The following is a 21,255-nucleotide window of genomic DNA, read 5'->3' on the forward strand; positions in this document are numbered from 1 at the left end:
GACATGGTAGGCGATCCGACAATAGCCGATGCCATTCTTGACCGCATCATCCATACGGCGCGTACCATAGAATTATACGGTGAAAGCATGCGTAAGTTAAAGGCAAAGAAAAACCAAAGTATCTAAAGGGGTAAAATAAAATTGACCCCTGCACAAGGACTTTACAAGGGTCAAATATACGGTACCCAAGATGGGCAAATTTTGTTTGGCCAAAAGGGTCAAAGTTGAGTGGCTTTTCCAGTAGGGCACTTCCCCTAAAAATCCGTGAAAAGAAAAACCTTAAAATTATCAAACAGAAAGTATTATGACACAAATGACATCCGTACACATCAAGCCCTGCAATATCGGACAAAGTGAAGCACATAACCAAAGAACAAAAGTGTATCTCGACCATATCAATGCGGAGAAACTTTATATCAGAAAGGATCTGATGCCACAGAACCAATCGTGGACATCTGACTTGCAGGGACAAATGACCTTGCAGCAGTATTACGATGCCATCGGCAGACTGGTCAAGGAAAAGACGGGCAGAGCCATGCAGACCAAGGAACGGGAACGGGTAAACAAGAAAACAGGCAAGGTGACGAAAATTGCCGGATGCACGCCTTTGCGCGAGGGCGTAGTGATCTGCAAGGAAGATACCACGATGGAACAACTGAAACTTTTTGCCAACCTTTGCCAGAAGCGTTTTGGTATTACAGCCATACAAATACATATTCATCGAGACGAGGGGCATTGCACGGATCCAAGCGATGCTTCTACATGGAAATCCAATTATCATGCCCATATCATTTGGGATTGGATGAACCATGATACGGGTAAGTCCTACAAACTGGACAATGAGGACATCAGTCTCATTCAGGATTTGGCAGCGGAAGCATTGGAAATGGAGCGTGGCGTTTCTAAACTGGAAACAGGCAAGCAGCATCTGGAAAGAAACGATTACATCGTTGCCAAACAGAAGCGAGAGCTGGAAGATGCGAAGAAGCAAACGGAGAAGTTAGCAAAGGAACACGAACAGAAATCCCTTGATTGTGAAAGATTGAACAAGGAAATCCACGACAAGCAGGAGAAAGCCAATCGGGAGAATGGAAGTGCTATTCTGTCGGGGCTGACTCATATTGCAGGGAAGGGCAAGTATGCACTGCTTGAAGCAGAAAATATAGAGATGAAGAAGAAATTGGCAGCAATCCCTCAAGTCATTGCTCAGCAGGTGGAGAACTTGACTGTTCCCTATAAAAAGGAGATAATGAAAGAGCGGGAACGTGCTGATTTTTGGCTTGCTGAATATAATAAGTAAGAGTGCATTTACAAAGGTTTGCTTACAAAAGCAAAGAACCGGGAAGAAAGTTTCAAGAAAGAATTGCAGCAACGTGATAACATTATCGCTGCAATGAGGGGTGGGCTAACAGATTTCCTAAAAGGTTTCACGGTTATTTGTCAAAATGCCATCAATGCTGTCATAGAGTTTGCCCATGACACCAAATCACAGCGTTTTACCTTTACTCAGGCTACAGCCATCAACGAATATCTTACTAAAGAATCAAGCGATAGGCATAATGGTGCCACCATTCTGGCTCTCCTCACCCGTCCCTTTCTCAACTTATTTGAGCATCAGAAAGGAAAGGCGGAAATCAAGAATGTGGTTGATAACTTTGACTGGTATACGGAAAGTCAAAAACAGAAGCAGCATGAGAAGATAATAAATGGACAGAGGTTCAGGAGATAGGTAATAGAAATTTGATACTCTGCATCAAAATTGGCCTTATGCAGAGTACCATCATTTAATCTGTACTTCTGTTTAACTTATTTTTGCTGTTTTAGCCACTCATTCATTTCTATATTAATAATATTTGCTTGATAAATATCTCTACCATAGTCTTTGGAACAGAGTTTCTTATTGTCCTCGTTTAAATTATTATATATGACGTTTGACAGGAAAATCCTTTTGTCATTGAAGCTACTATTTGACTTTTCACATAAATGGCATGCTTGGTTTACGACATCACCCATCCAAACAACATCATTGATCGTAGAACCTAAGTGACCAGCTTTAATCATTAGGGCTCTTCCATAATCTATACCTACCCCAACCTGATATGTTTGGTATCCTTTTTTGTCTAATTTATAATTCAGGATATCAACTAAGCTATATACTTGGGCTGCGAGTGAGAATACGCCATCTATATTGTCTTTGTATGGTGTATCGCAAACACACCATACACAATCACCATTAATATTTACCTCCCTACATGAGTCATGCCCATTCATAAGGGCAACCATCTCTGAGATAAAGCTTCTATAGATTTTTGCAAGAACAGGTCTTTTTTGTTTTGTTGTAAGTAAACTACTATCAATAATATCGACAAAAAGTGCCGTACAATTGACATAGAATCCATTTGTAAATGTCAAATCTGACCGACTGGGAATAGAATCTTTTTCTTCAAAATGAGAATCATTTTCTGATAAGATTGCATCAATACGTTCTATTGAACGCTGAAAATTATATTGTTTATTCGTGGCTTCCATATTATATTCAATTACATAATCATTATAGAAATAAATAGCATTACTGTAGGTATTAGTAGAACTTTAAGCCAAAACATGCCTCGTTTGTAATTCTCAAATTTGTTCGTCGCTATCTTAGAATTTACATAGATCTGTGCCTTTAGATCCTCTTTGATATCAATGTTGTCATCTTGAAACTGTCTGTAGCTCATTCGGGAGATAGTGTTGAAGAAAAGGTGTGACTGTTCTGGTAATTGAGGATTTGTATTATACATCGCTGCATAATCAATATTGGCACCAATCGTCTTAAAGAGATAGTAGCAAGATTTTATAAGAAAAGAAACAGCTAACAGAAGTAAAATAAACACACAAAAATTTCCAAAAGAGAATTCCATATTAGTCTCCTTTCCTGTCCAATATTGAATGAAAGGCGCAAATATTATTTGCCTTAGCTTTATGACAAAGTAACTAGACAACAAGATTGTGATAGCCATTCCCATTATTGAAAGGAGAATGTTGGTTTTTTGATCACAATTGTTTACCCAAGAGTTTACCGTCTCTAAGGTATATTTTAAGTCTTCTTTGTCACGCATATTATCTTCTTTCCCACTATTTAGATGAGATGATTCACAAGAAGGTTCTTGGCTGGTATCTCCTTCTTTAATGTTATCTTGTTCTTTTACTTGGACGGAAGGATTCTTTTTAATCTTTATATAGAGAATACAGCAACATACTGCTAAATAGACGATTCTAATTATATCCATAGTATAATGTTTGTTGTATGAATTATTTTTTGCCATATACCTTGAATTCCACATCGCAGAAATTGGACTTGGAAGTAGGAGTGAAATCCTTTATCAATGATTTCTTTGCCCTTTTAAAGATCGCTTCAGATATTAAAATATGGGGAATAGAATCCTTCCCTGCTTTATCTGTTAATCGTGAAGCAAGATTCGCAGGCTCACCCATCCATACCATATTTTGATATTCCTTATTTTCTTCACCTTGAAGAGTGAGTCCAACTTTAATAATATTCATTGTTCCGTAATGGATGCCAATACCACAATCAAAGTCTTCATCGGGTGATCTTTTTTGCATAATATCACAGATAAAATGCATAATTAGATTAGCACAGTTCAGAGCGTGATTACAACAGTCTTTCTTGTCAAAAACAACCATAACTCTATCTCCAATGATATTTCTTACATGGCCATGACAAGTCATAGCACACTTCAATACACCATAAATAAAAGAAGAATAAATATTTGCTAAGGCTTGAATGCAAAATTCCTGATTCTTTTTTACGGAATCTCTAATATCAATAAACAAAGCACATGATTTAAGCTCCTTAGCCTTTCGATCTTTGCTTCTTATAAATGTTAGATCATTAAGACTTGGGACAACCTTTATTGGTTCAAATGTTGTTTTATGGCTGTTTATGTCATGAATTTCTTCCTGAATCTCTTTCAGTAGTTTTTCATTTTCAGCGTCTATTCTTGATAGACTATTATTATCGTCTATTAGAATATTTGCATGGATTTTTTCCTTTATGAAGTCAGGAAGTTGCTTTATTGGATTACCTTTCAAATTAATAGTTTTTATTGACTGTAGCTTCGTAACACCATTATGCAGTTCTTGAATTTTATTGTTTTCAAGATTGAGATACCTTAATTTCTTCAGCACCCCAATATTTGCTGGTATTTCTTGAATATTATTATCAGACAAGTTTATGCTGACAATATTCTTATCATCAAATACAAAAGATGGGAATCTATTAAGCTTCTTGCAGGATAAATCCACTTTTCTTGACTTTTTCCTTTTTAATTTCATTGTTATTTTTTATATTTGCACTGCTGTAGGGAACAGTTAGTTATACATGCCAATGTGGAGGGTGAAGAAAGCAAACTCCAAGCTATAAGTTAAAAGTGTACCGATAGTAGAAAAACTGTGACAAACGGAAACGGAAAAACCGGGTACGGATCGGGACAATTTTATCAATCATTGGAATCCCTGTTTCAGGTCATCTTCAGGGATGACCTTTTTCTTATGATTCTCATCCCTTCCCGATTTTACATTTTAATATTTCACGGCTTAACTTAAAGATATTCTACTTTTTTTATACTTCAGTCCTTAAAGACTTGATCCAAAAATTCCTCCATCGTTCCGTTCTTTGCAGCCCGAAGGCTATCTGCCTGTCGCAGGTGATGCTCCGAAGCAGGGATATGAATGGTATCATCAAATCCAAGGATATAGCGTAGGGCAATACGGTAGATGCACTCGGTTGGTGCCAAACCGTAGATTTGATGCTTGAAGATGTGGCGAAGTCGTGCTTCTGAGTCGGGGTAGGCACGGCGAAGTCCCTCACTGTTATAAAGGCGTTTCACAATCTCCGTGATATATTGTCCCGACTTCATATAGAGGTCGGCAAAAGTCTTGTCGGGATCATCGAAACAGCCGGGGTTCTCCTGTTCCAATAAGTCAACCATCTGCTTCACAGTCTTTTTCGGTGTAAAGATCTGATTGGTCTTCTGGGGCGGAATATAGTTGAAGATATCTTCCTGAATCTTTGGATCAAAATAGTTGGCAAGGCGTTTGCGCAATGCCATAAACTCTCGCACAGAGTCATTGAACACCACTTCGTCGAAGAAATGCCCCGGACTGTGTTCCGTCTTGCCCGTCTCTTCGTTGATATAGTCACCCCCATCGCGCAACAGGTGAAACTGCTCTTTGGTCACGCTTGTCACCTCTAAGAATACCTCGTCGGGAACATTGCTGTCGAAGTTCTGCAATGTTGTTTCTTCGTCGCCATAACCCATAAGGAATGAGGGGATGGTACGCGAGAAACCGCGCAAGTGGTCGCGAATGAGTTCGTCCGTGTAGCCTTTCTTTTTGTCGATGCGTTGTTGCTCGTAAGTGTCGGCGATAATCTCTGAACCTTTATCCAATAAGTCCTTTGTCTTTTCTTGAATGGTCTTAGTAAGGTTATTGTCAATCGCCCGCTTCTGCTCTTCTGCCCCTTGCTTGATGTCTTTTTGCTGTTGGGTAGTCTTGCCTTGACAATCCAATTCACACTGATGGTCAATCTTTTTCTTTTCAATAGAAGCCTGATAGCAATGAGAACCCAACTGTTCATTTATCGCTTTCTTGATACGGATAGACGCCACACCTTGATTACGTTTCGTGAGTTTGTCCTCCTGTGCCTCTTCTGCTCCTTTCTCGGCAGCAGAGAATAGAACGGTTGTAAGATGACTGCTCACCTTGTCAATCATTTGTTCCTCGGCACTCTTCCCCTGATGCTCTTTAGCCTGACTGTATTTTTGTATGCTTTCAGCGATAAAATTATCCAGTTCCTCTTTGGGTTCACCATAGATTTTATTGCCGAACAGATTTTCTTTCAGTGCTGTTACCTTTTCAGAGTTGGGTTGTGCGTTGCCCTCCTCGTCCATATTGTGTGCAAGTTCCTCTACCTCGTCAGCATTCACCTCGTTGTTCTTGGGTGCTTTTACAGAGTCAAATTGATTGATAATGTTGATGATGCCCGACGAACAAGCGTAAATACTGGTAATGTTGGCAAAGAGGAAATTGCTCATGAAGCCGTTGCGTACCACTTCCTTGGAGCGAATCTTGCGCGGAATGAGCATCACTTGCTCGGCATCGAGCGGCATCATTTCACCGTCTTCGTCTTCACCAATCACGGGGAAGAAGTTCAGCAGTTCACGGATATGTTGCTTTCGTGTGTCGCTGTCGCCGTTGCCCGAAGCCGTGTCAGCAGAAAGTCCGTTTGCCATCTCTTCATAGTTGGTCAATGTTCTTGCCGGGTCGAAGTCGAAGATATACGCGTTCTCCTTGCGATGGTAGACCCCGTTAGCATCCATATACAGGTAGGGTGTCTGCGCACGGAATGCCGCCTGCATGTACTGGGCTGGACTTTTCATGTTGCTCAGTATCAACACTGCAGTCCATTCAGGAATGGTTACGCCCGTAGTGAGCTGCCCCACAGAGAGGGTTATCGTTCCTTGTGGGTGTTCCGCAATCGCTTTACGCACACGGTTGAGCGAACTCTCGTCCTCTATGATTTCATCATTGTCGGTTTTTCCGTCGCCTGCGGCAACAACGATCTCTATATCGACAAACTCCGGGTGCCGTTGTGTGTCTCTCAGCTTCTCTGCCAGTTTCTTTGCAGCGTCCACGCGGTTGAGCAACCAGAAAGTATGGCGCAGCTCTTTGCGCAATTCGGGTGTTGAGAAGGGGTAGCATTGCTGACGACTCAAAGCATCGATCCACTTGTCTACTGCATCATCGTGTACGAACCGCCCGCGTTCTACTCTGAAAAACTCGTTCAGGTCGAAAGCATAGGCTTCTGTGTCGCCATCAATCTCCACACCCTCACGCACCTTTTCCGTGACGATGTCGCTCATGCGGTAGGTGTACATGTTGAGGCGGGGCATCTCGTCGTAAGGATTATTGCCACGGCTTTCGTCCCATTCGGCTTTAGCCTTACACTCATCAGCGTAGGTCCAGTTGAAGATAGCGTCCTGCGGGAACTTCTCGTTTGCCAACGCTTTGAAGGGCGTACCACTGAGGTGAAGGGTGTGCTTGCGCTTAATTTGGTCGAAGGCTACATCGGTCTTATACGTATCTACTCCCTCGTGAGCCTCGTCGATAACCAGCAAGTCCCATTCCAATCGTGCAACTTCTTCCAGTTTATCGTGGCTACCGCCAAAATAAAGCGAGCCTTTCAAGTCTTGCAAGCTGATAAACTCTATACAATTCTTTACCCTGTCGGGCTGTTTGATGTATTCCAGATATTGCTTGCGGGTGAGGCAAGGCATATCTTTCCGCTCAAGGAGTGCAGACACACGGCTGACAAAGAGATAGCGTTCTTGCCCCACAAACCGCAGATAGTCATTATACCATGAGTCGGCAATGGCAGGACGGTTGGTAACCACCAGCACATTCTTGAACTTCATGCGCAGGCAAAGGTCGTAGACAGCCAGTGTCTTGCCAAAGCGGGGCTTGGCATTCCAAAGGAATTCGGTCTGCGGACGATGAGTGAAGCTCTCAACCGTGTTGCTTACAGCCTGCTCCTGACTGTCGCGGAGTTGATATTGTTGTATGGGTTTACCCTCAATAATGCCACGGTTGGCACGGAAATCATAAAAGTGGTTTCGAGACTCATTGGTACCAATGCGAAACCATTCGGTATCCGGCTGCTGTTCATAGCCCAGCTTACCCAAGTAGGCATGGAACGTTTTGTCGTGAAAGGCCTCATGAGACCCTTCGTAGACCGCATTGCCATGCCATTCCAATATCCATGCAATGTTTGCCGTGTGGCATTGCTGCTTAATGCGATCTTCTACATGTTTCTGTTCAGTATAGCCTATCTTCACCCAACCATTGTGACGGGCTATCTCTGGCGTGGTGTAGGCATAAATCTGTGGTATAGCCACACGGGTGGTTTGTATATGCGGTGTTTTCATTAGTCCATCTCCTTTACATGGGTCTCAATAAAGTTGCGTTCCTCGGCTGTCAGTCCGTATTTGTCGTAGAGTTGCAGGTCTATCTCGTGTACGCTCCTGCTCCAATCAATATCAGAAGAAGAAGTGAAGTCTTGGAGAGGAACATACTTCCATTTCTCTGGCGGATTGTCTTGTGTTATCTTTAATATACCCAACATTGTTCGAGCAAACTTACTTGTAACATATTTATATGCAGCTTTTGCTTCGTCCTCATTTTCAAATGCGCCAATTCCAAGGAACGTTTGTGTATAGCCGATTAACGGCTCGCCGATTAACGGCGTAGATAATACCTCTCCTAATGCTCCAGAGCCGTTAGACTTTGGTACAAGTACTTTCCATTTTCTTAAGTTTGTTTTACTTAAGTCTAAGAATTTTATGTCAATATACCGACGGACTCGTTTGTTGTTGATGACTCCTATAATTGCTACGCATTTGTCATTGTCCTTGGTCTCCTTGAATAAATCTAATTGATAAAGGATGGAAGCCGTTAATCTTCTTTCTTTTCCATCGCTTCCTATTATATTTTTATATTGGGGGTAATCCTTATAAAGTATGTCTAATTTAAATTTGTTTTGAGTATAGAATAAATCACACAGTGATTGTTCCTTTACAGCAGGTGCAACTTTATGGTATATGGAGTTTAGTTCCGGATAATTTGTAAAGACATCAATAGATCCAAAATCTTTTGCTTCATCATGGTAAGTAATAGCTACACCACCTTTGATATCGGTGTTACTGAACACCTCACTACTCACTTGATAGTAATCGGAAACCGTAAGGTGTTTGTCAGCAAGCATCTTTTTATTCCAACTTGAGGGAGTCTTACCTGCATTGAAAAGAAATCGTGCAGGCGTAATGAGTAGAACTTTAGGAGAAACTTGGTATGCGCTATCCATAAAATAGTTATAGACAGGCTTATCTGATGTTCCCACGGTTTCTTCTTGATACGGTGGATTTCCAATTACAAAATCGAATTTCATAAGCCATTTGATTTTATGATGAATTTTATATTTCTTGGTTATAAAGTCGAGGTATAGGCAATCAAAGTGGTCGGGCATGTCGGCATCGGACGGAATCCAGCGGCGAAGATGGCAGCGCAAGCCATTATGTAGCAAGATGTCGTTCTTGCTGCAGCCCGGGCAAGGGGTGGTAGTAGTGGTGGTATTGCCGAAGAGGTCTTCCTCGGTTTGGTGTTCATCATGGCAGGAGTCGGGTACAATACCTTTCAGTCCGTCCATCTGCCAGATGTTCCATGAGATAATCTCTGCAGCTTTGAATATCGTTGCTTTATCAGCTTGTGTGCCAAAACGCTGTTCGTGATAATCATTGAAGGTGGCAAGCAGGGATTCGCGCGCAAGGAGCAGATTGTCACCTTGCCACTCATAGCCATACACACTACCCAAAGCTAAGAGTGCCCAGTGCGTCCATTCGCTCTCTGCACAGTTCTCATTGACCATACGTAGCTTGCGGTCGAGCATGCCTGCCCGCTCGGCAATGGGAATAGGATCGCCCGTAACCGTGTCGTAGCGCGAAGTAAGGAACGGCGCTTCCCCGCAGGTAATCTCCAGTCGGGTGGTAAGCACGTAGTCCTGCCATGCTTCTATGCCTTCGTTTTGCCCCTGTCGGTGGCTATCCCATTCCTCGTCAGCGACATGATTCATTTTTCTGACGAGCCACAACGGCGTAAACACCTCAGCCATTTGGCGGGAACGGCGCAACTGCTCATCGCGGCTCTTCATGGTACGTGGCATGATGACATTGCCATGGCTCCCGGTTATTGCTTCTATTGTAATCGGGGCATGCCATTCATAGCCCTTGCCATAGTCGGCATAGCTGTCTGTTGCCCAAAAGATATTCTTCCGGGTGGTATGGTCGAACAGGAGCACTTCGAGTAGCCCCGGCTCATCTTGCAGTAATTTGTTTTCGAGTATATCTATAGGCTCAGACATATTTTAAACGATTGTCCCTCGCAAATTTACAAAAAAATATTGGATATGTTGAGCTACTACCTTGAGAAATACCTTTCTTTACGTAAGTTTTCTTCAAATGGCTTTTGGAGAACTGAATATTTTCATTGTATTGTTAGATTGTTGTTCCATATGATTTAATGTAATTCAGTAATATTGCAGGTACAGAGCCGTTTTCTTCAAAAAGGTCACTTGAAGGTCACCAGCAAAAGAAAAAGCACCTACAAAAACTTTGTAAGTGCTTGATTGTCAATCGTGGACCAGCCTGGGCTTGAACCAGGGACCTCCAGATTATGAGTCTGTTGCTCTAACCAACTGAGCTACAAGTCCGTTTTTACTGACAATACATGTTAGCGGATGCAAAGGTAACGTCTTTCGTGGAAATAACCAAATATTTTCTAAAAAAGTTATTATGTTTGCCGTATTGTCCAAACACAAAAAGTAGTAATTATAATGAAAATACGTGGAATCAATAACTATCTATAGTTCCACGTATATAAATTAAAAAGTTGCAAGAAGCAAAAAACTAATCATCGCTATTTGGCATTCTGCCTTTTATTCCTCATACCATTTATCCCAAGAAGAAATATGATACGGTTTAGCAAAACTTTTATCATCGATCGGATTATCAGGATTTTCATCAACAACAGGAGTTCTGCCTTGTCCTCCTTCACCTTTTACTTCCCACGACATAACAAGTAGTTGCTGCTCAATCTGTATATGTTCACTACTCGGCAACGCCCATTCATATATTCTTTTCATAATTATCTCTCCCCTTTTTATTTCAGCACATATTTCTTTCCATTCACAATATATAAACCGCGAGGTAACCGATCTATCTGGTCATAAGTGCCTATACATTGGCCTGAAAGATTGTAAACCTTATCTGTATTACGATGGTTTTTCATATCAGCTATATGGTTAATAGACGTTACTCCTCCATCATTAATATTAATGAGTTCCATAAAACTTTTAGCACTACCAGATGAAGTAGAAGAGTTATCAACAATCCAGCAACGGAAACCATAGATGGGATGAGATGTATGAAGACGAGTTAAATTGCCATCAGAAGTAAACACATAGGAGCTTTCTGCTGCCCAACCGTTATTACCATTATTCTGCTTTACAAGCGTTCCATAGAAACTTACTCCGTCTCCTTTCTGCGTACCATAGGTTGATGTCGATAGCTTGCTCGCATTAACACTTCCTATTTGAGAAGCACTAAGTGGCATGTCGTCTATAACATAATTAAGGAGCTGCAACATTAACCGTCTCTCCTTTAGCGGTAACATAGCTTGTGGGAGTAGTATATTCTTTTGCCATCTTACTTGTTGAACTTATGTTACATCTCTAAATGAAGTGTCGGGTTTATTGTTCAATATCATAAGGCAGGTTTCAAATTTCTATGTCATATTCTTTGTACAAAGCTATATAATTTCAGCATTTGTATGTCCGAATAATCATTGTGAATTACGTTAATCTTCCAAATTTCTGCAATTTTTACATTGATTTTCGATAACTTTGCATCAAAATTTTATGAGAATGATGGATGAGAACCGTACCTCAAGCATTGACGAAACAAAAGGACTGACTGCCAAACAGATAGTGGAAAGTAGGCTACAGCATGGGGAAAACGTTCTTACACCGCCCAAGAAGGTTTCCATTTGGAAACTTTATTTAGAAAAATACCGTGATCCTATCATTCGAATACTGCTTGTTGCAGCCCTTGTTTCGTTGGTTTTAGCATTCATAGAAAATGAGTTCGTCGAAACCATCGGTATCTTCCTCGCCATTTTCTTTGCCACAACAGTAGGATTTTATTTCGAAAGAGACGCCGCCAAAAAGTTCGAAGTACTCAATACTTTGGATGAAGAACAGCCGGTAAAGGTACGGCGTGACGGCAACATCATCGAAATCCCGCGCCGACAGGTGGTCGTGGGAGACATCGTACTCATAGAGGTTGGCGATGAAATACCGGCCGACGGCACGCTTATCAGTGCCACCGACCTGCAGATCAATGAGTCTTCACTCACGGGAGAACCCATCTGCAACAAGGCCGTTGCGGTCGACAAGCATTCTCAACAGAACGATAACGAAGTCACATACCCCGCTGACATGTTGCTCAGATCGTCGATGGTGATGAACGGAAGAGGCATTTTCCGCGTAACAGCCGTGGGGGATAAGACCGAAATAGGCAAGGTGGCACGCAAATCTACCGAACAGACAGACGTAAAAACTCCGCTCGACATGCAGCTCGACCGCTTGGCCAAGGTCATATCGAAGGTAGGAACAACGGTGGCGGTTGTGGCTTTTATCGTCTTTCTCGGGCACGATATACTTACCAACAGCGCAGTTTGGCAGAGCGACAACTATCTGAAGATGGCGGAAACGGTGCTCAATTATTTCATGATGTCGGTAACATTGATCGTCATGGTGGTACCCGAAGGCTTGCCGATGGCCGTCACTCTCTCTCTTGCACTTAACATGCGACGCATGTTGAAGAGCAATAATCTCGTGCGAAAGCTACATGCTTGCGAAACTATGGGGGCCGTTACGGTGATTTGTACGGACAAAACGGGCACACTGACGCAAAATAAAATGCAGGTAAACGAAATGTTCGTAACCGACGAGGAGAACACCGACTTACTGTACAATGCGCTTGCACTCAACACTACCGCCGAGCTCAACGGCGACGAGAGTATCGGGAACCCCACAGAGGCTGCCCTCTTGTTGTGGTTACAACGTAAGGGTAAAGACTATAAAGCGCTGCGCAGTGCCGCCGAGATAACAGAACAATTGCCTTTCTCTACCGAACTCAAGTTCATGGCTACGGCAACAAAAGATTATATTTTCGTCAAAGGGGCTCCCGAAATCGTACTCTCGTTTTGCGAAATTCCTACAGACAGGCAACGTATGATACAGGAAAAGCTGCGTTCTTATCAGCAGAAAGCCATGCGAACACTGGCATTTGCCTACGTTAGACGCAACGGACAAGCTGCCGAGATGCCGCTACGCTCGCTTTTCATCGACCGTACATCACCGCTACCCCGTTTTACTTTACAGGCCATTACGTCCATCAACGATCCCATTCGCGAGGATGTGCCGGCGGCGGTAAGGCAATGTAAGGAAGCCGGAATAGAGATAAAGATCGTTACAGGCGATACCTTAGCCACAGCATTAGAGATAGCCAAGCAGATAGGAAGTATCGACGAGCAGGAACAGGTAGCACAAACAAGTTCGGCAGGCCATACATCTACCGCCGATACATCTGCTGTCTGTCGGGATTATAGCCATGCCCTAATCACGGGACCGGAATGGGCTGCCCTCTCCGACAATGAGGCCTATGAGCGGGCAAAGGCCATTAAAGTGATGGCGCGTGCGCGCCCTACCGACAAACAACGGCTCGTAGAGATGCTGCAGAAGCGCGGCGAAGTGGTGGCAGTTACGGGTGACGGTACCAACGATGCCCCCGCCTTGCACTATGCACACGTAGGTCTGTCGCTCGGATCGGGTACAAGTGTGGCAAAAGAAGCCTCCGATATGACCTTGACCGACGACTCTTTCAGCTCGATAGCCAAGGCTGTTATGTGGGGCCGATCGCTGTATAAGAACATTCAGCGTTTCCTTTATTTCCAACTGGTTATCAACCTATCGGCGTTGTTGCTCGTTTTGGGCGGCTCGCTCATAGGTACCGAGATGCCTCTTACCGTGCCCCAAATACTTTGGGTGAACCTTATTATGGATACATTTGCTGCAATGGCTTTGGCTTCACTGCCTCCCTCGCGCGAGGTAATGCACGATAAACCGCGCAAACAGTCCGATTTTATCATCAACAAATCTATAGCCACAGCCATCATTACCACAGGTCTGCTGTTCTTCCTGCTGCTTCTCGGCCTGCTCATCTGCGGCGAACGGCAAGCCGCAGGCATGCAGATACACGAACTTACCATATTTTTTACTGCATTTGTCATGCTGCAATTCTGGAACTTGTTCAACGCCAAAACGCTGGAATCTCATCATTCCGCTTTCCATCGGTTGTATGCCGACCGCGGCTTGTTGCTCGTTCTGGCAATTATATTGTGCGGACAATGGCTCATCGTTACGTTCGGCGGAAAGATGTTCCGCACGTCTCCGTTGTCGTTGTCCGAATGGTTGCAAATCATTGCGGCCACATCTTTGGTGCTGTGGGCGGGCGAACTGTGGCGATTTTTCAAAAGAATAAGAGATAACAAAGCAAAATAATAAAACCGACAATGGAGTATAATAACAAGCATATCGAGAACATTATCTTCGATCTGGGCGGCGTTCTGACGGGATTAGACAGCCAAAGGTGTATCGATGCTTTTAAGAAAATTGGTGCGCACGACATAGCTTTTTATGTTGAAGAGCACCGCACGGAAGACCTTTTCCTCGGCACCGAATTGGGTTATATGACGCAGGCGGAGTTCTGCAACGAGGCACGCAAGCTCGCCAAATGCACAGCCTCCGATGACGAAGTAATATGGGCGTGGAACGAACTGCTCACAGGTATCGCCGACGAGAAGAAACAACGATTGCTCGAACTGCGTAAAAATCACCGACTGTTCCTATTGAGCAACACCAATATCATGCACTGGGAGAAGTGCAAGAACGATTTTTTCCCATACCGAGGATATGGCACCGACGACTATTTCGAACACACATTTCTCTCTTATGAGATGCATTTGGTCAAACCGTCTGCCGAAATCTTCGCCGAAGTATTGCGCTTATCGGGTATCAAGGCAGAGGAAACGCTCTTTGTAGACGATACGAAAGAGAACTGCGTAGCAGCCGAACAGCAGAGCATCAGTACGCTTCTTGAAACATCGGGCCATGATTGGCTCGCCATTTTGAAGTAAGAACAAATATGAAAACAATTAGGTTCAGTCTCGACAACCAGCCGCTGCAGACACCCCGCGTGGCTACGATAGGCTTTTTCGATGGTGTGCATCGCGGTCATCAATATTTGATAGAACGCGTAAAGGCGGAAGCCGCAACTGCACAAATGGTATCTGCCGTCATCACTTTCTCGTGCCATCCGCGCCAGATTTTGCATAGCGAATATGTGCCGGAACTGCTGACCACGCTCGACGGGAAACTCATTCAATTGGCTAAAACGAAGGTAGACGAGACGATAGTGCTGAACTTCGACAAGGATATGGCGGCTTTGTCGGCACGCGATTTTATGGAGAAAATACTGCGAGACCGGCTCGATGTGCGGAAACTTGTCATCGGTTACGACAATCGTTTCGGGCACAATCGCTCGGAAGGTTTCGAGGATTACGCGAGATATGGTAACGAACTCGGCATAGAAGTCATACGTCATCCGGCTTTCATGTTGCATGGTGTCAACGTCAGTTCGTCGGTTATCCGCACATTTCTGCACCAAGGAGAGGTTGAAATGGCTGCACTTTGCTTGGGATATCCCTACACCATCAGCGGAAAGGTGGTTCCCGGAGTGCAGGAAGGGCGTAAAATCGGTTTCCCCACAGCCAACCTCGATACTTCGCATTACGGTCAACTAATACCGGCAAACGGCGTGTATGCCGTAAAGGCTCGCTTGGAACAATCTATCGCAACGCTGCCTGCAATGATGAATATCGGCATGCGTCCCACGTTCAACGGTACCGACATCACCTTGGAAACACATATCCTGAACTTTAGCGACGACCTGTATGGCAAGACTCTTTCGGTATCGTTCATGCACCGTATACGCGAAGAACAGAAGTTCGACAGTCCGCAAGACCTCATGAAACAGTTACAACACGACCGAAAGATGGTTGTAGAACAATTTGAAAAAGATCAAGGCAGAGATGAATAAAAGAACGCTTAGTATTATCGACATTGTTATTTTCCTCATGGTTTTCTTCCTCATACAGTTGGTAACCACGTATCTCGTAGTTTTTGTTTCTATGTTTTCGGGCGGTTTCGATGTGCATTTGATTTTGCAAAAGTTGCAATCCGGCGACATCGGAATGGGCAGCAAACAGCTCGTTGTGGTATCAGCATTGGGCAGTATCGTTACGATCGGTTTGTTCGCATGGCGTAAATGGTCGCCCTTTTCTCGGGCTTATATCAAGTCGAAACCGTGGGTAACGCTCATTTGGGTGGTGCTTCTGTCGATCGGGACCATACTGCCTTCCGAATGGATACAGGAGCAGATGGACCTGCAGATGCCCCGAAGTATGGAACAAATGTTCTCGGCTATTCTGAAAGAACCGTGGGGCTATGCCGCCATAGGCATATTGGCGCCTATTGCAGAAGAGATGGTTTTCCGCGGTGCAGTGCTGCGCAAACTGCTCGACATGTTTAGTCCACGGCAGCATTGGATGCCGATCGTGATTTCTGCTCTTGTCTTCGGAGCCTTTCACGGCAATGTGGCGCAGCTTCCGCATGCCGTGTTCATCGGTCTTATTCTCGGGTGGATGTATTACCGCACGGGTAGTATCGTACCGGGAGTGGTGCTGCATTGGGTGAACAATACGGTAGCCTATCTGCTTTTCCACTTAATGCCACAGCTGAACGACGGCAAACTGATAGACTTATTCCACGGCAGTGAGCGCATGATGGTTATGGGGTTGCTATGCAGTCTGTGCATTCTGCTGCCTTCGCTCCTGCAACTTTCCCAGCGTCTGAAGCGTCCGTAACAGCTGCAGATATCCTGCCTGCCGGTCTCAAATCATAAAGATATCCGTCTTAAACAAAACATACCGGTAAGTTATAAGCAATAACTTACCGGTATGTTTCATTGTATGAAGCGCCTACTTGACACGGCTCAAAACATCTTTGCACAATATACGCCCCACATAATTCCAGTAAGGTATCTTCTTGAGCGTGCTGCGCACCGGCTGTAACATCGCAAAGCAGCAACAACAGAAAGAACACACAACCGTCTAAACATACGTAGCCGAACATCTGTTTTACGCTGACCATCATGCTCTGCATAGGCGTGTACGACAGATGACGCATCATATTATCGGCCATATGGTAGCGCATTCCGTAGCCGAACAGACCGCTGCCAAGGTAATAAAAGGGTAGTGGCAGAGATTGTGGAATACATGTTTCTACGAGGTATCTTGGACAAATTGTAAAGTTAAAAACCGGACATACCCCTAAGACTGTTATCAATCATTACGTGATTATGCAACTGAAATTACTGCTGCGTACCGGAAAAGACCGTATTAAAGAAATTGCTTGGCAGTATCATTTCAATGATGATTCTTTCTTTTGCCGTTATTTTAAATTTCCTACAGGCGTCAGTCCGCAACAATTCAGAAATCGTATTACATAAATAAACGATTATGTCATCAAAAAAAGAAAGGCTATCCATCATAACGATGAACAGCCTTTTTCTTACGTTAGTATGTTATGAAAAATTTGAGAGAATGTGAAACTTCACAGTTTCATTGTTGTTTTACTAAACATGATTTATAGAGAAAGCATAGAAATATATCTACTTTAAAATGGCTGTCGATGTAGCCTCCGATGCCTCGATACTGCTGTGATGCAGGGTATCTATCACCGCCGAATCGCTCATAGCTACTGATGCGCCGTGTTGTGTCTTGCCGTATTCGGAGACATTCCCCGACGCTGTTGGCGCTGAATTGAACGGAACCTGCATGGCATTGCCTAATGTAAGGATGATGGCCACAACGGCTGCAGCCTTGAAAAGTGGCATCAAGCGTTGTGCCATGGTAATTGTACGGGCTTTTACTGGTGCCGGTTCTTCGATCACTGCCAATATCTTTTCATCGAAATCATCACCCAAGCAATCATCGTTCTTATGCTCTTGCTGAGCAAAGACGAACAAATCGCGATATTCCAACATATCTGAAGGAATATCCTTTTGGCTAAAGAATGTACGAAGAATTTCCTCTTCTTCGAGAGAGGTTTCGCACTTCCAATAGCGTTCCAATAGTTGTTTGATGTATTTATAGTCCATAATTGTCGAGTTTTTGAAACTTTTCTTTGACCGATTGCCGTGCTCTGAAGATGTTTACTTTTACCTGTTCTTCCGAAATATCCAGTATCTCGGCGATTTCCTTATAGGACTTTCCTTCGAAATCTCGCAGTTGCATGCAACTTCTTTGCTTCTCCGGAAGCCCGTTTACGAGCTTTCGTACCAATTCCATCCTATCTTTATGAATGGTATCTTCGTAAGGATCCGATGAAAAATCGACTTTTTCAAGATTTGTTTCGTCCAAAGAATCATTTTGATTACCCATTCTTTTGATACGATCCAATGCAAGATTGCGACATATCGTCAGGCTGAAAGCTTCTATAGACTCTATTTCGTTCCACCCATCTCGCTTGTTCCAAACCTTTATCAGTGTATCTTGTACGATGTCTTCCGCCTCTGCGCTGTTGAGAGTTATGCGTAGAGCGAGCCGATAAAGGATATTCTTCAGCGGCAACACATCGTTACGGAAACTGATATTTTTCATCTTCTCTCTAAGTAAATGACGATTGTACGATATGAAAGTTACAGATTATAATACGATCTTCCTAAATTTAAACCTTATTAACGTATTGTTGTGCCGTGCATACCATCTATACTCGTTGAATGCGTAATAATAACTTCAGTCACACCGGCAGCAATGGCAGCAAATGCATTTTCAAGTTTCGGTATCATTCCACCGGCTATCACGCCGCTGTTTACATAATGAATAAAGTCGTCGTGCGTGATAACTGGAATGACATCATCATCGTTATTACTTGCCAAAACGCCCTTTTTCTCAAAACAGTAAATAAGTCTAACATCGAAAAAAGGTGCCAATGCCTTGGCTGTTTCTGCTGCAATGGTGTCTGCATTGGTATTTAGAATGTTGCCGTTTCCATCGTGTGTGAGCGGTAAAAGTACAGGAACGATGCCTTCTTCGATAATCTTTCGCAGCGAATTGCCGTTTACAAAGTCTATATCCCCTACGTATCCGAAATCTATTCCGTCCTTTAAAGGACGCTTGTGCGACAGAATTACATTCATATCCGCACCCGACAGTCCCAATGCATTGACACCTTGCGCTTGTAAACCGGCGACAATTTTCTTGTTGATCAATCCTCCGTAAACCATAGTCGCCACATCGAGCATCGCTTTATCGGTAATGCGTCGCCCGTTCACCATACGACTTTCGATACCCAGCATTGCGGCTATCTTCGTTGCACTGCGTCCTCCGCCATGGACAAGAACCTTTTTCCCAACGATGGCAGCAAAATCTTTCAGCAACGGTGCCAATTGCTGTTCATCTTCTACAACTGCACCGCCGACCTTAACAATCGTAATTTTTTGTTTCATACTGTCACTATGGAGAAAATAGGAGAACAAAATTTCTCACTCCAGATACGTGTATCCGTAAAGTCCGGAACGGTAATTAGAAAGAAATTCCTTACCTTCTTCGAGTGAAATCTTACCTTGTTTCACACTCTTGGTTACCCAAATCTCGAGTTGGCGCACTAATTTTTTAGGATTATACTGTACGTAATCGAGCACTTCTTCTACAGTTTCGCCGTCGAATATCTGGTCTACATGATACTTACCGTCTTTCACCGAGATATGAACAGCATTGGTATCTCCGAAGAGATTGTGCATATCACCGAGGATTTCCTGATATGCTCCTACCAAAAAAACACCCAAATAGTAAGGTTCGTTGCGCCGTAAAGTATGCAAAGGCAATACATGTGACACATTTCGATTGGTCACGAAGTTACTTATCTTGCCGTCGCTGTCGCACGTAATATCCTGTAAAGTGGCGTTACGTGTAGGACGTTCATCGAGTCGCTGTACCGGTACGATGGGGAAAAGCTGATCTATTGCCCAACTGTCAGGCAGGGATTGGAAGAGCGAGAAGTTACAGAAATACTTGTCGGCAAGCAGTTTGTCGAGGTTTTTCAGTTCATCCGGCACATGTTTCATCGACTTCGCGAGGCTGTTGATCTCATGACAAACGCTCCAATACATACTCTCTATCTCTGCTCTTGTCTTCAAATCCACCAGTCCATGGCTAAAAAGATCAAGCGCTTCTTCACGTATTTGCTCTGCATCATGCCAGTCTTCCATCATCGAGCGCGGGTTCAAGTTGTCCCATATCTCATACAAATCTTTCACCAATTGATGGTCTGTCTCTTTTGCTTCGAACTCTTCCGGCATTTCCGGCAACGAAGCGGTCTCCAACACATCGATTACAAGCACGCTATGATGGGCAGCCAACGACCTTCCACTTTCGGTAATGATGTTAGGATGGCTTATTCCGTTCTTATCGGCAGCATCTACAAAGGTGTATATACAGTCGTTTACATACTCCTGAATGGAGTAGTTGACAGAACTTTCGCTATGCGACGAGCGGGTTCCGTCATAGTCTACACCCAATCCTCCGCCACAATCAACGAAGTCGACATCGTATCCCATCTTATGTAAATTGGTATAGAATTGGGCCGCTTCGCGCAGTGCGGTCTGGATACGGCGTATCTTTGTAATCTGACTTCCTATGTGGAAATGGATCAATTTCAGTGAGTCGTGCAGTCCTTTCTCATCAAGTATGTGCAATGCCTCGAGCAATTCCGAACTCGTCAAGCCGAATTTAGAGGCATCGCCTCCGCTGTCTTCCCATTTTCCCGAACCGCTCGATGCCAGTTTAATACGTATGCCGAGATTGGGTTTTACATTGAGTTTCTTCGACGCTTTGGCAATGATATCCAGTTCGTTGAGCTTTTCAACCACGATAAAAATCCGTTTACCCATCTTCTGTGCCAACAGTGCTAATTCTATGTAGCTCTGATCCTTGTATCCGTTGCAGATAATAAGCGAATCGCTTTGGCACTGTACGGCAATTACAGCGTGCAATTCGGGCTTCGAACCGGCTTCAAGGCCGAGATTGAACTTGCGTCCGTGAGAGATAATCTCCTCTACCACAGGTTGCATTTGGTTTACCTTAATGGGGTAGATGATAAAGTTTTCGCCCTTAAAACCATATTCTTCTTTAGCTCTTTGGAAACAGCTTGATGTTTTCTCGATACGATTATCGAGGATATCAGGAAAACGAAGCAACACCGGAGGAGTAACATCGCGCAGCGAAAGCTCGTCCATAACCTCGCGTAAATCTATTTGTACATCGTTTTTACAGGGAGAAACGTAGACATCGCCTTTATCGTTGATGCCGAAATACGAGGTTCCCCAACCGTTTATATTGTAGAGTTCCTTTGAATCTTCGATAGTCCATTTTTTCATAATGGTGATAAAAGAAATAAAA

At 43.7% G+C, this 21,255-nt stretch carries 20 protein-coding genes and 1 tRNA gene; 8 read left to right on the plus strand and 13 right to left on the minus strand.

All coding sequences use genetic code 11. The annotated features are described in order from the left end of the window. From BN3912_RS11840 to BN3912_RS12370, 3 genes are all read left to right on the plus strand, one after another. A partial coding sequence (locus BN3912_RS11840) for an ATP-binding protein (RefSeq protein ID WP_230204617.1) occupies positions 1-126 on the plus strand: 126 nt, incomplete at its 5' end. 178 nt (positions 127-304) lie between these two features. Then, on the plus strand, positions 305-1,300 hold the full coding sequence (locus tag BN3912_RS01605) for a plasmid recombination protein (protein ID WP_023984255.1): 996 nt from the start codon (positions 305-307) through the stop codon (positions 1,298-1,300). 18 nt (positions 1,301-1,318) lie between these two features. Then, complete coding sequence (locus BN3912_RS12370; protein WP_230204614.1) at positions 1,319-1,729, plus strand: hypothetical protein; 411 nt, start codon at positions 1,319-1,321, stop codon at positions 1,727-1,729. Between the two features lie 77 nt (positions 1,730-1,806). On the opposite strand, the gene BN3912_RS01610 is transcribed toward BN3912_RS12370, so the two are convergent. From BN3912_RS01610 to BN3912_RS12375, 8 genes are all read right to left on the minus strand, one after another. Beyond that, entirely contained in the window at positions 1,807-2,529 is a 723-nt protein-coding gene (locus BN3912_RS01610) for an adenylate/guanylate cyclase domain-containing protein (RefSeq protein WP_023984257.1), read from the minus strand. Between the two features lie 11 nt (positions 2,530-2,540). Continuing rightward, positions 2,541-3,308: a Pycsar system effector family protein gene (locus BN3912_RS01615; RefSeq protein WP_036859402.1), complete on the minus strand. Its 768-nt coding sequence runs from the start codon at positions 3,306-3,308 to the stop codon at positions 2,541-2,543. After that, the gene (locus tag BN3912_RS01620; protein ID WP_023984259.1) at positions 3,295-4,338 is read right to left on the minus strand and encodes an adenylate/guanylate cyclase domain-containing protein; all 1,044 of its coding nucleotides are present in this window, start codon (positions 4,336-4,338) and stop codon (positions 3,295-3,297) included. The genes BN3912_RS01615 and BN3912_RS01620 overlap by 14 nt, the downstream gene beginning before the upstream one ends. Positions 4,339-4,631: 293 nt before the next feature. Next, positions 4,632-7,988: a DEAD/DEAH box helicase family protein gene (locus tag BN3912_RS01625; RefSeq protein WP_023984260.1), complete on the minus strand. Its 3,357-nt coding sequence runs from the start codon at positions 7,986-7,988 to the stop codon at positions 4,632-4,634. Further along, positions 7,988-9,976, minus strand: coding sequence for an Eco57I restriction-modification methylase domain-containing protein (locus tag BN3912_RS01630; protein WP_023984261.1), 1,989 nt, complete (start codon positions 9,974-9,976; stop codon positions 7,988-7,990). Before BN3912_RS01630 ends, BN3912_RS01625 begins: the two co-directional genes overlap by 1 nt. A gap of 274 nt (positions 9,977-10,250) precedes the next feature. Continuing rightward, positions 10,251-10,324: transfer RNA gene (locus BN3912_RS01635), tRNA-Ile, on the minus strand. 225 nt (positions 10,325-10,549) lie between these two features. Then, positions 10,550-10,756 carry a hypothetical protein gene (locus tag BN3912_RS01640; protein ID WP_023984262.1) on the minus strand — a complete coding sequence of 69 codons (207 nt, stop codon included), beginning with the start codon at positions 10,754-10,756 and terminating at the stop codon, positions 10,550-10,552. A gap of 17 nt (positions 10,757-10,773) precedes the next feature. After that, positions 10,774-11,259, minus strand: a complete 486-nt coding sequence (locus BN3912_RS12375; protein ID WP_023984263.1) for a hypothetical protein — start codon at positions 11,257-11,259, stop codon at positions 10,774-10,776. Between the two features lie 277 nt (positions 11,260-11,536). Here BN3912_RS12375 and BN3912_RS01655 point away from each other — a divergent pair, with 277 nt between their 5' ends. The 4 genes from BN3912_RS01655 to BN3912_RS01670 are packed head-to-tail and all read left to right on the plus strand — an operon-like array spanning position 11,537 to position 16,659. Next, entirely contained in the window at positions 11,537-14,236 is a 2,700-nt protein-coding gene (locus tag BN3912_RS01655; RefSeq protein ID WP_230204618.1) for a cation-translocating P-type ATPase, read from the plus strand. 11 nt (positions 14,237-14,247) lie between these two features. Beyond that, positions 14,248-14,871, plus strand: coding sequence for an HAD family hydrolase (locus tag BN3912_RS01660; protein ID WP_023984265.1), 624 nt, complete (start codon positions 14,248-14,250; stop codon positions 14,869-14,871). An 8-nt stretch (positions 14,872-14,879) separates the two neighbouring features. After that, positions 14,880-15,833 (plus strand): bifunctional riboflavin kinase/FAD synthetase, encoded by a 954-nt coding sequence (locus BN3912_RS01665; RefSeq protein WP_023984266.1) that lies wholly within the window; start codon positions 14,880-14,882, stop codon positions 15,831-15,833. Then, the gene (locus BN3912_RS01670; protein WP_023984267.1) at positions 15,826-16,659 is read left to right on the plus strand and encodes a CPBP family intramembrane glutamic endopeptidase; all 834 of its coding nucleotides are present in this window, start codon (positions 15,826-15,828) and stop codon (positions 16,657-16,659) included. The genes BN3912_RS01665 and BN3912_RS01670 overlap by 8 nt, the downstream gene beginning before the upstream one ends. Before the next feature lie 85 nt (positions 16,660-16,744). On the opposite strand, the gene BN3912_RS01675 is transcribed toward BN3912_RS01670, so the two are convergent. After that, positions 16,745-17,008: a hypothetical protein gene (locus BN3912_RS01675; protein ID WP_036859407.1), complete on the minus strand. Its 264-nt coding sequence runs from the start codon at positions 17,006-17,008 to the stop codon at positions 16,745-16,747. An 88-nt stretch (positions 17,009-17,096) separates the two neighbouring features. On the opposite strand from BN3912_RS01675, the gene BN3912_RS11845 reads away from it, so the two are divergent. Next, positions 17,097-17,303: a helix-turn-helix domain-containing protein gene (locus BN3912_RS11845; protein ID WP_230204620.1), complete on the plus strand. Its 207-nt coding sequence runs from the start codon at positions 17,097-17,099 to the stop codon at positions 17,301-17,303. 162 nt (positions 17,304-17,465) lie between these two features. Here BN3912_RS11845 and BN3912_RS01680 read toward each other — a convergent pair whose 3' ends face one another. The 4 genes from BN3912_RS01680 to speA all read right to left on the minus strand — a co-directional run bounded on the left by BN3912_RS01680 (position 17,466) and on the right by speA (position 21,233). Beyond that, positions 17,466-17,954 carry a hypothetical protein gene (locus BN3912_RS01680; protein ID WP_023984269.1) on the minus strand — a complete coding sequence of 163 codons (489 nt, stop codon included), beginning with the start codon at positions 17,952-17,954 and terminating at the stop codon, positions 17,466-17,468. Then, positions 17,944-18,456, minus strand: coding sequence for an RNA polymerase sigma factor (locus tag BN3912_RS01685; RefSeq protein ID WP_023984270.1), 513 nt, complete (start codon positions 18,454-18,456; stop codon positions 17,944-17,946). Before BN3912_RS01685 ends, BN3912_RS01680 begins: the two co-directional genes overlap by 11 nt. A 77-nt stretch (positions 18,457-18,533) precedes the next feature. Continuing rightward, positions 18,534-19,304 (minus strand): acetylglutamate kinase, encoded by a 771-nt coding sequence (gene argB / locus BN3912_RS01690; RefSeq protein ID WP_023984271.1) that lies wholly within the window; start codon positions 19,302-19,304, stop codon positions 18,534-18,536. Between the two features lie 36 nt (positions 19,305-19,340). Further along, positions 19,341-21,233, minus strand: a complete 1,893-nt coding sequence (gene speA, locus BN3912_RS01695) for a biosynthetic arginine decarboxylase (RefSeq protein WP_004369287.1) — start codon at positions 21,231-21,233, stop codon at positions 19,341-19,343. Positions 21,234-21,255: the final 22 nt, after the last annotated feature.

The sequence above is a fragment of the Prevotella phocaeensis genome, assembly GCF_900065875.1.
GTDB lineage: Bacteria > Bacteroidota > Bacteroidia > Bacteroidales > Bacteroidaceae > Prevotella > Prevotella phocaeensis.

Coding starts and splice junctions, on each gene's coding strand:
- BN3912_RS01605 (WP_023984255.1), top strand. CDS start 305: ATGACACAAATGACATCCGTACACATCAAGCCCTGCAATATCGGACAA.
- BN3912_RS01610 (WP_023984257.1), bottom strand. CDS start 2,529: ATGGAAGCCACGAATAAACAATATAATTTTCAGCGTTCAATAGAACGT.
- BN3912_RS01615 (WP_036859402.1), bottom strand. CDS start 3,308: ATGGCAAAAAATAATTCATACAACAAACATTATACTATGGATATAATT.
- BN3912_RS01620 (WP_023984259.1), bottom strand. CDS start 4,338: ATGAAATTAAAAAGGAAAAAGTCAAGAAAAGTGGATTTATCCTGCAAG.
- BN3912_RS01625 (WP_023984260.1), bottom strand. CDS start 7,988: ATGAAAACACCGCATATACAAACCACCCGTGTGGCTATACCACAGATT.
- BN3912_RS01630 (WP_023984261.1), bottom strand. CDS start 9,976: ATGTCTGAGCCTATAGATATACTCGAAAACAAATTACTGCAAGATGAG.
- BN3912_RS01640 (WP_023984262.1), bottom strand. CDS start 10,756: ATGAAAAGAATATATGAATGGGCGTTGCCGAGTAGTGAACATATACAG.
- BN3912_RS12375 (WP_023984263.1), bottom strand. CDS start 11,259: ATGTTGCAGCTCCTTAATTATGTTATAGACGACATGCCACTTAGTGCT.
- BN3912_RS01655 (WP_230204618.1), top strand. CDS start 11,537: ATGATGGATGAGAACCGTACCTCAAGCATTGACGAAACAAAAGGACTG.
- BN3912_RS01660 (WP_023984265.1), top strand. CDS start 14,248: ATGGAGTATAATAACAAGCATATCGAGAACATTATCTTCGATCTGGGC.
- BN3912_RS01665 (WP_023984266.1), top strand. CDS start 14,880: ATGAAAACAATTAGGTTCAGTCTCGACAACCAGCCGCTGCAGACACCC.
- BN3912_RS01670 (WP_023984267.1), top strand. CDS start 15,826: ATGAATAAAAGAACGCTTAGTATTATCGACATTGTTATTTTCCTCATG.
- BN3912_RS01675 (WP_036859407.1), bottom strand. CDS start 17,008: ATGCGCTACCATATGGCCGATAATATGATGCGTCATCTGTCGTACACG.
- BN3912_RS01680 (WP_023984269.1), bottom strand. CDS start 17,954: ATGGACTATAAATACATCAAACAACTATTGGAACGCTATTGGAAGTGC.
- BN3912_RS01685 (WP_023984270.1), bottom strand. CDS start 18,456: ATGAAAAATATCAGTTTCCGTAACGATGTGTTGCCGCTGAAGAATATC.
- argB (WP_023984271.1), bottom strand. CDS start 19,304: ATGAAACAAAAAATTACGATTGTTAAGGTCGGCGGTGCAGTTGTAGAA.
- speA (WP_004369287.1), bottom strand. CDS start 21,233: ATGAAAAAATGGACTATCGAAGATTCAAAGGAACTCTACAATATAAAC.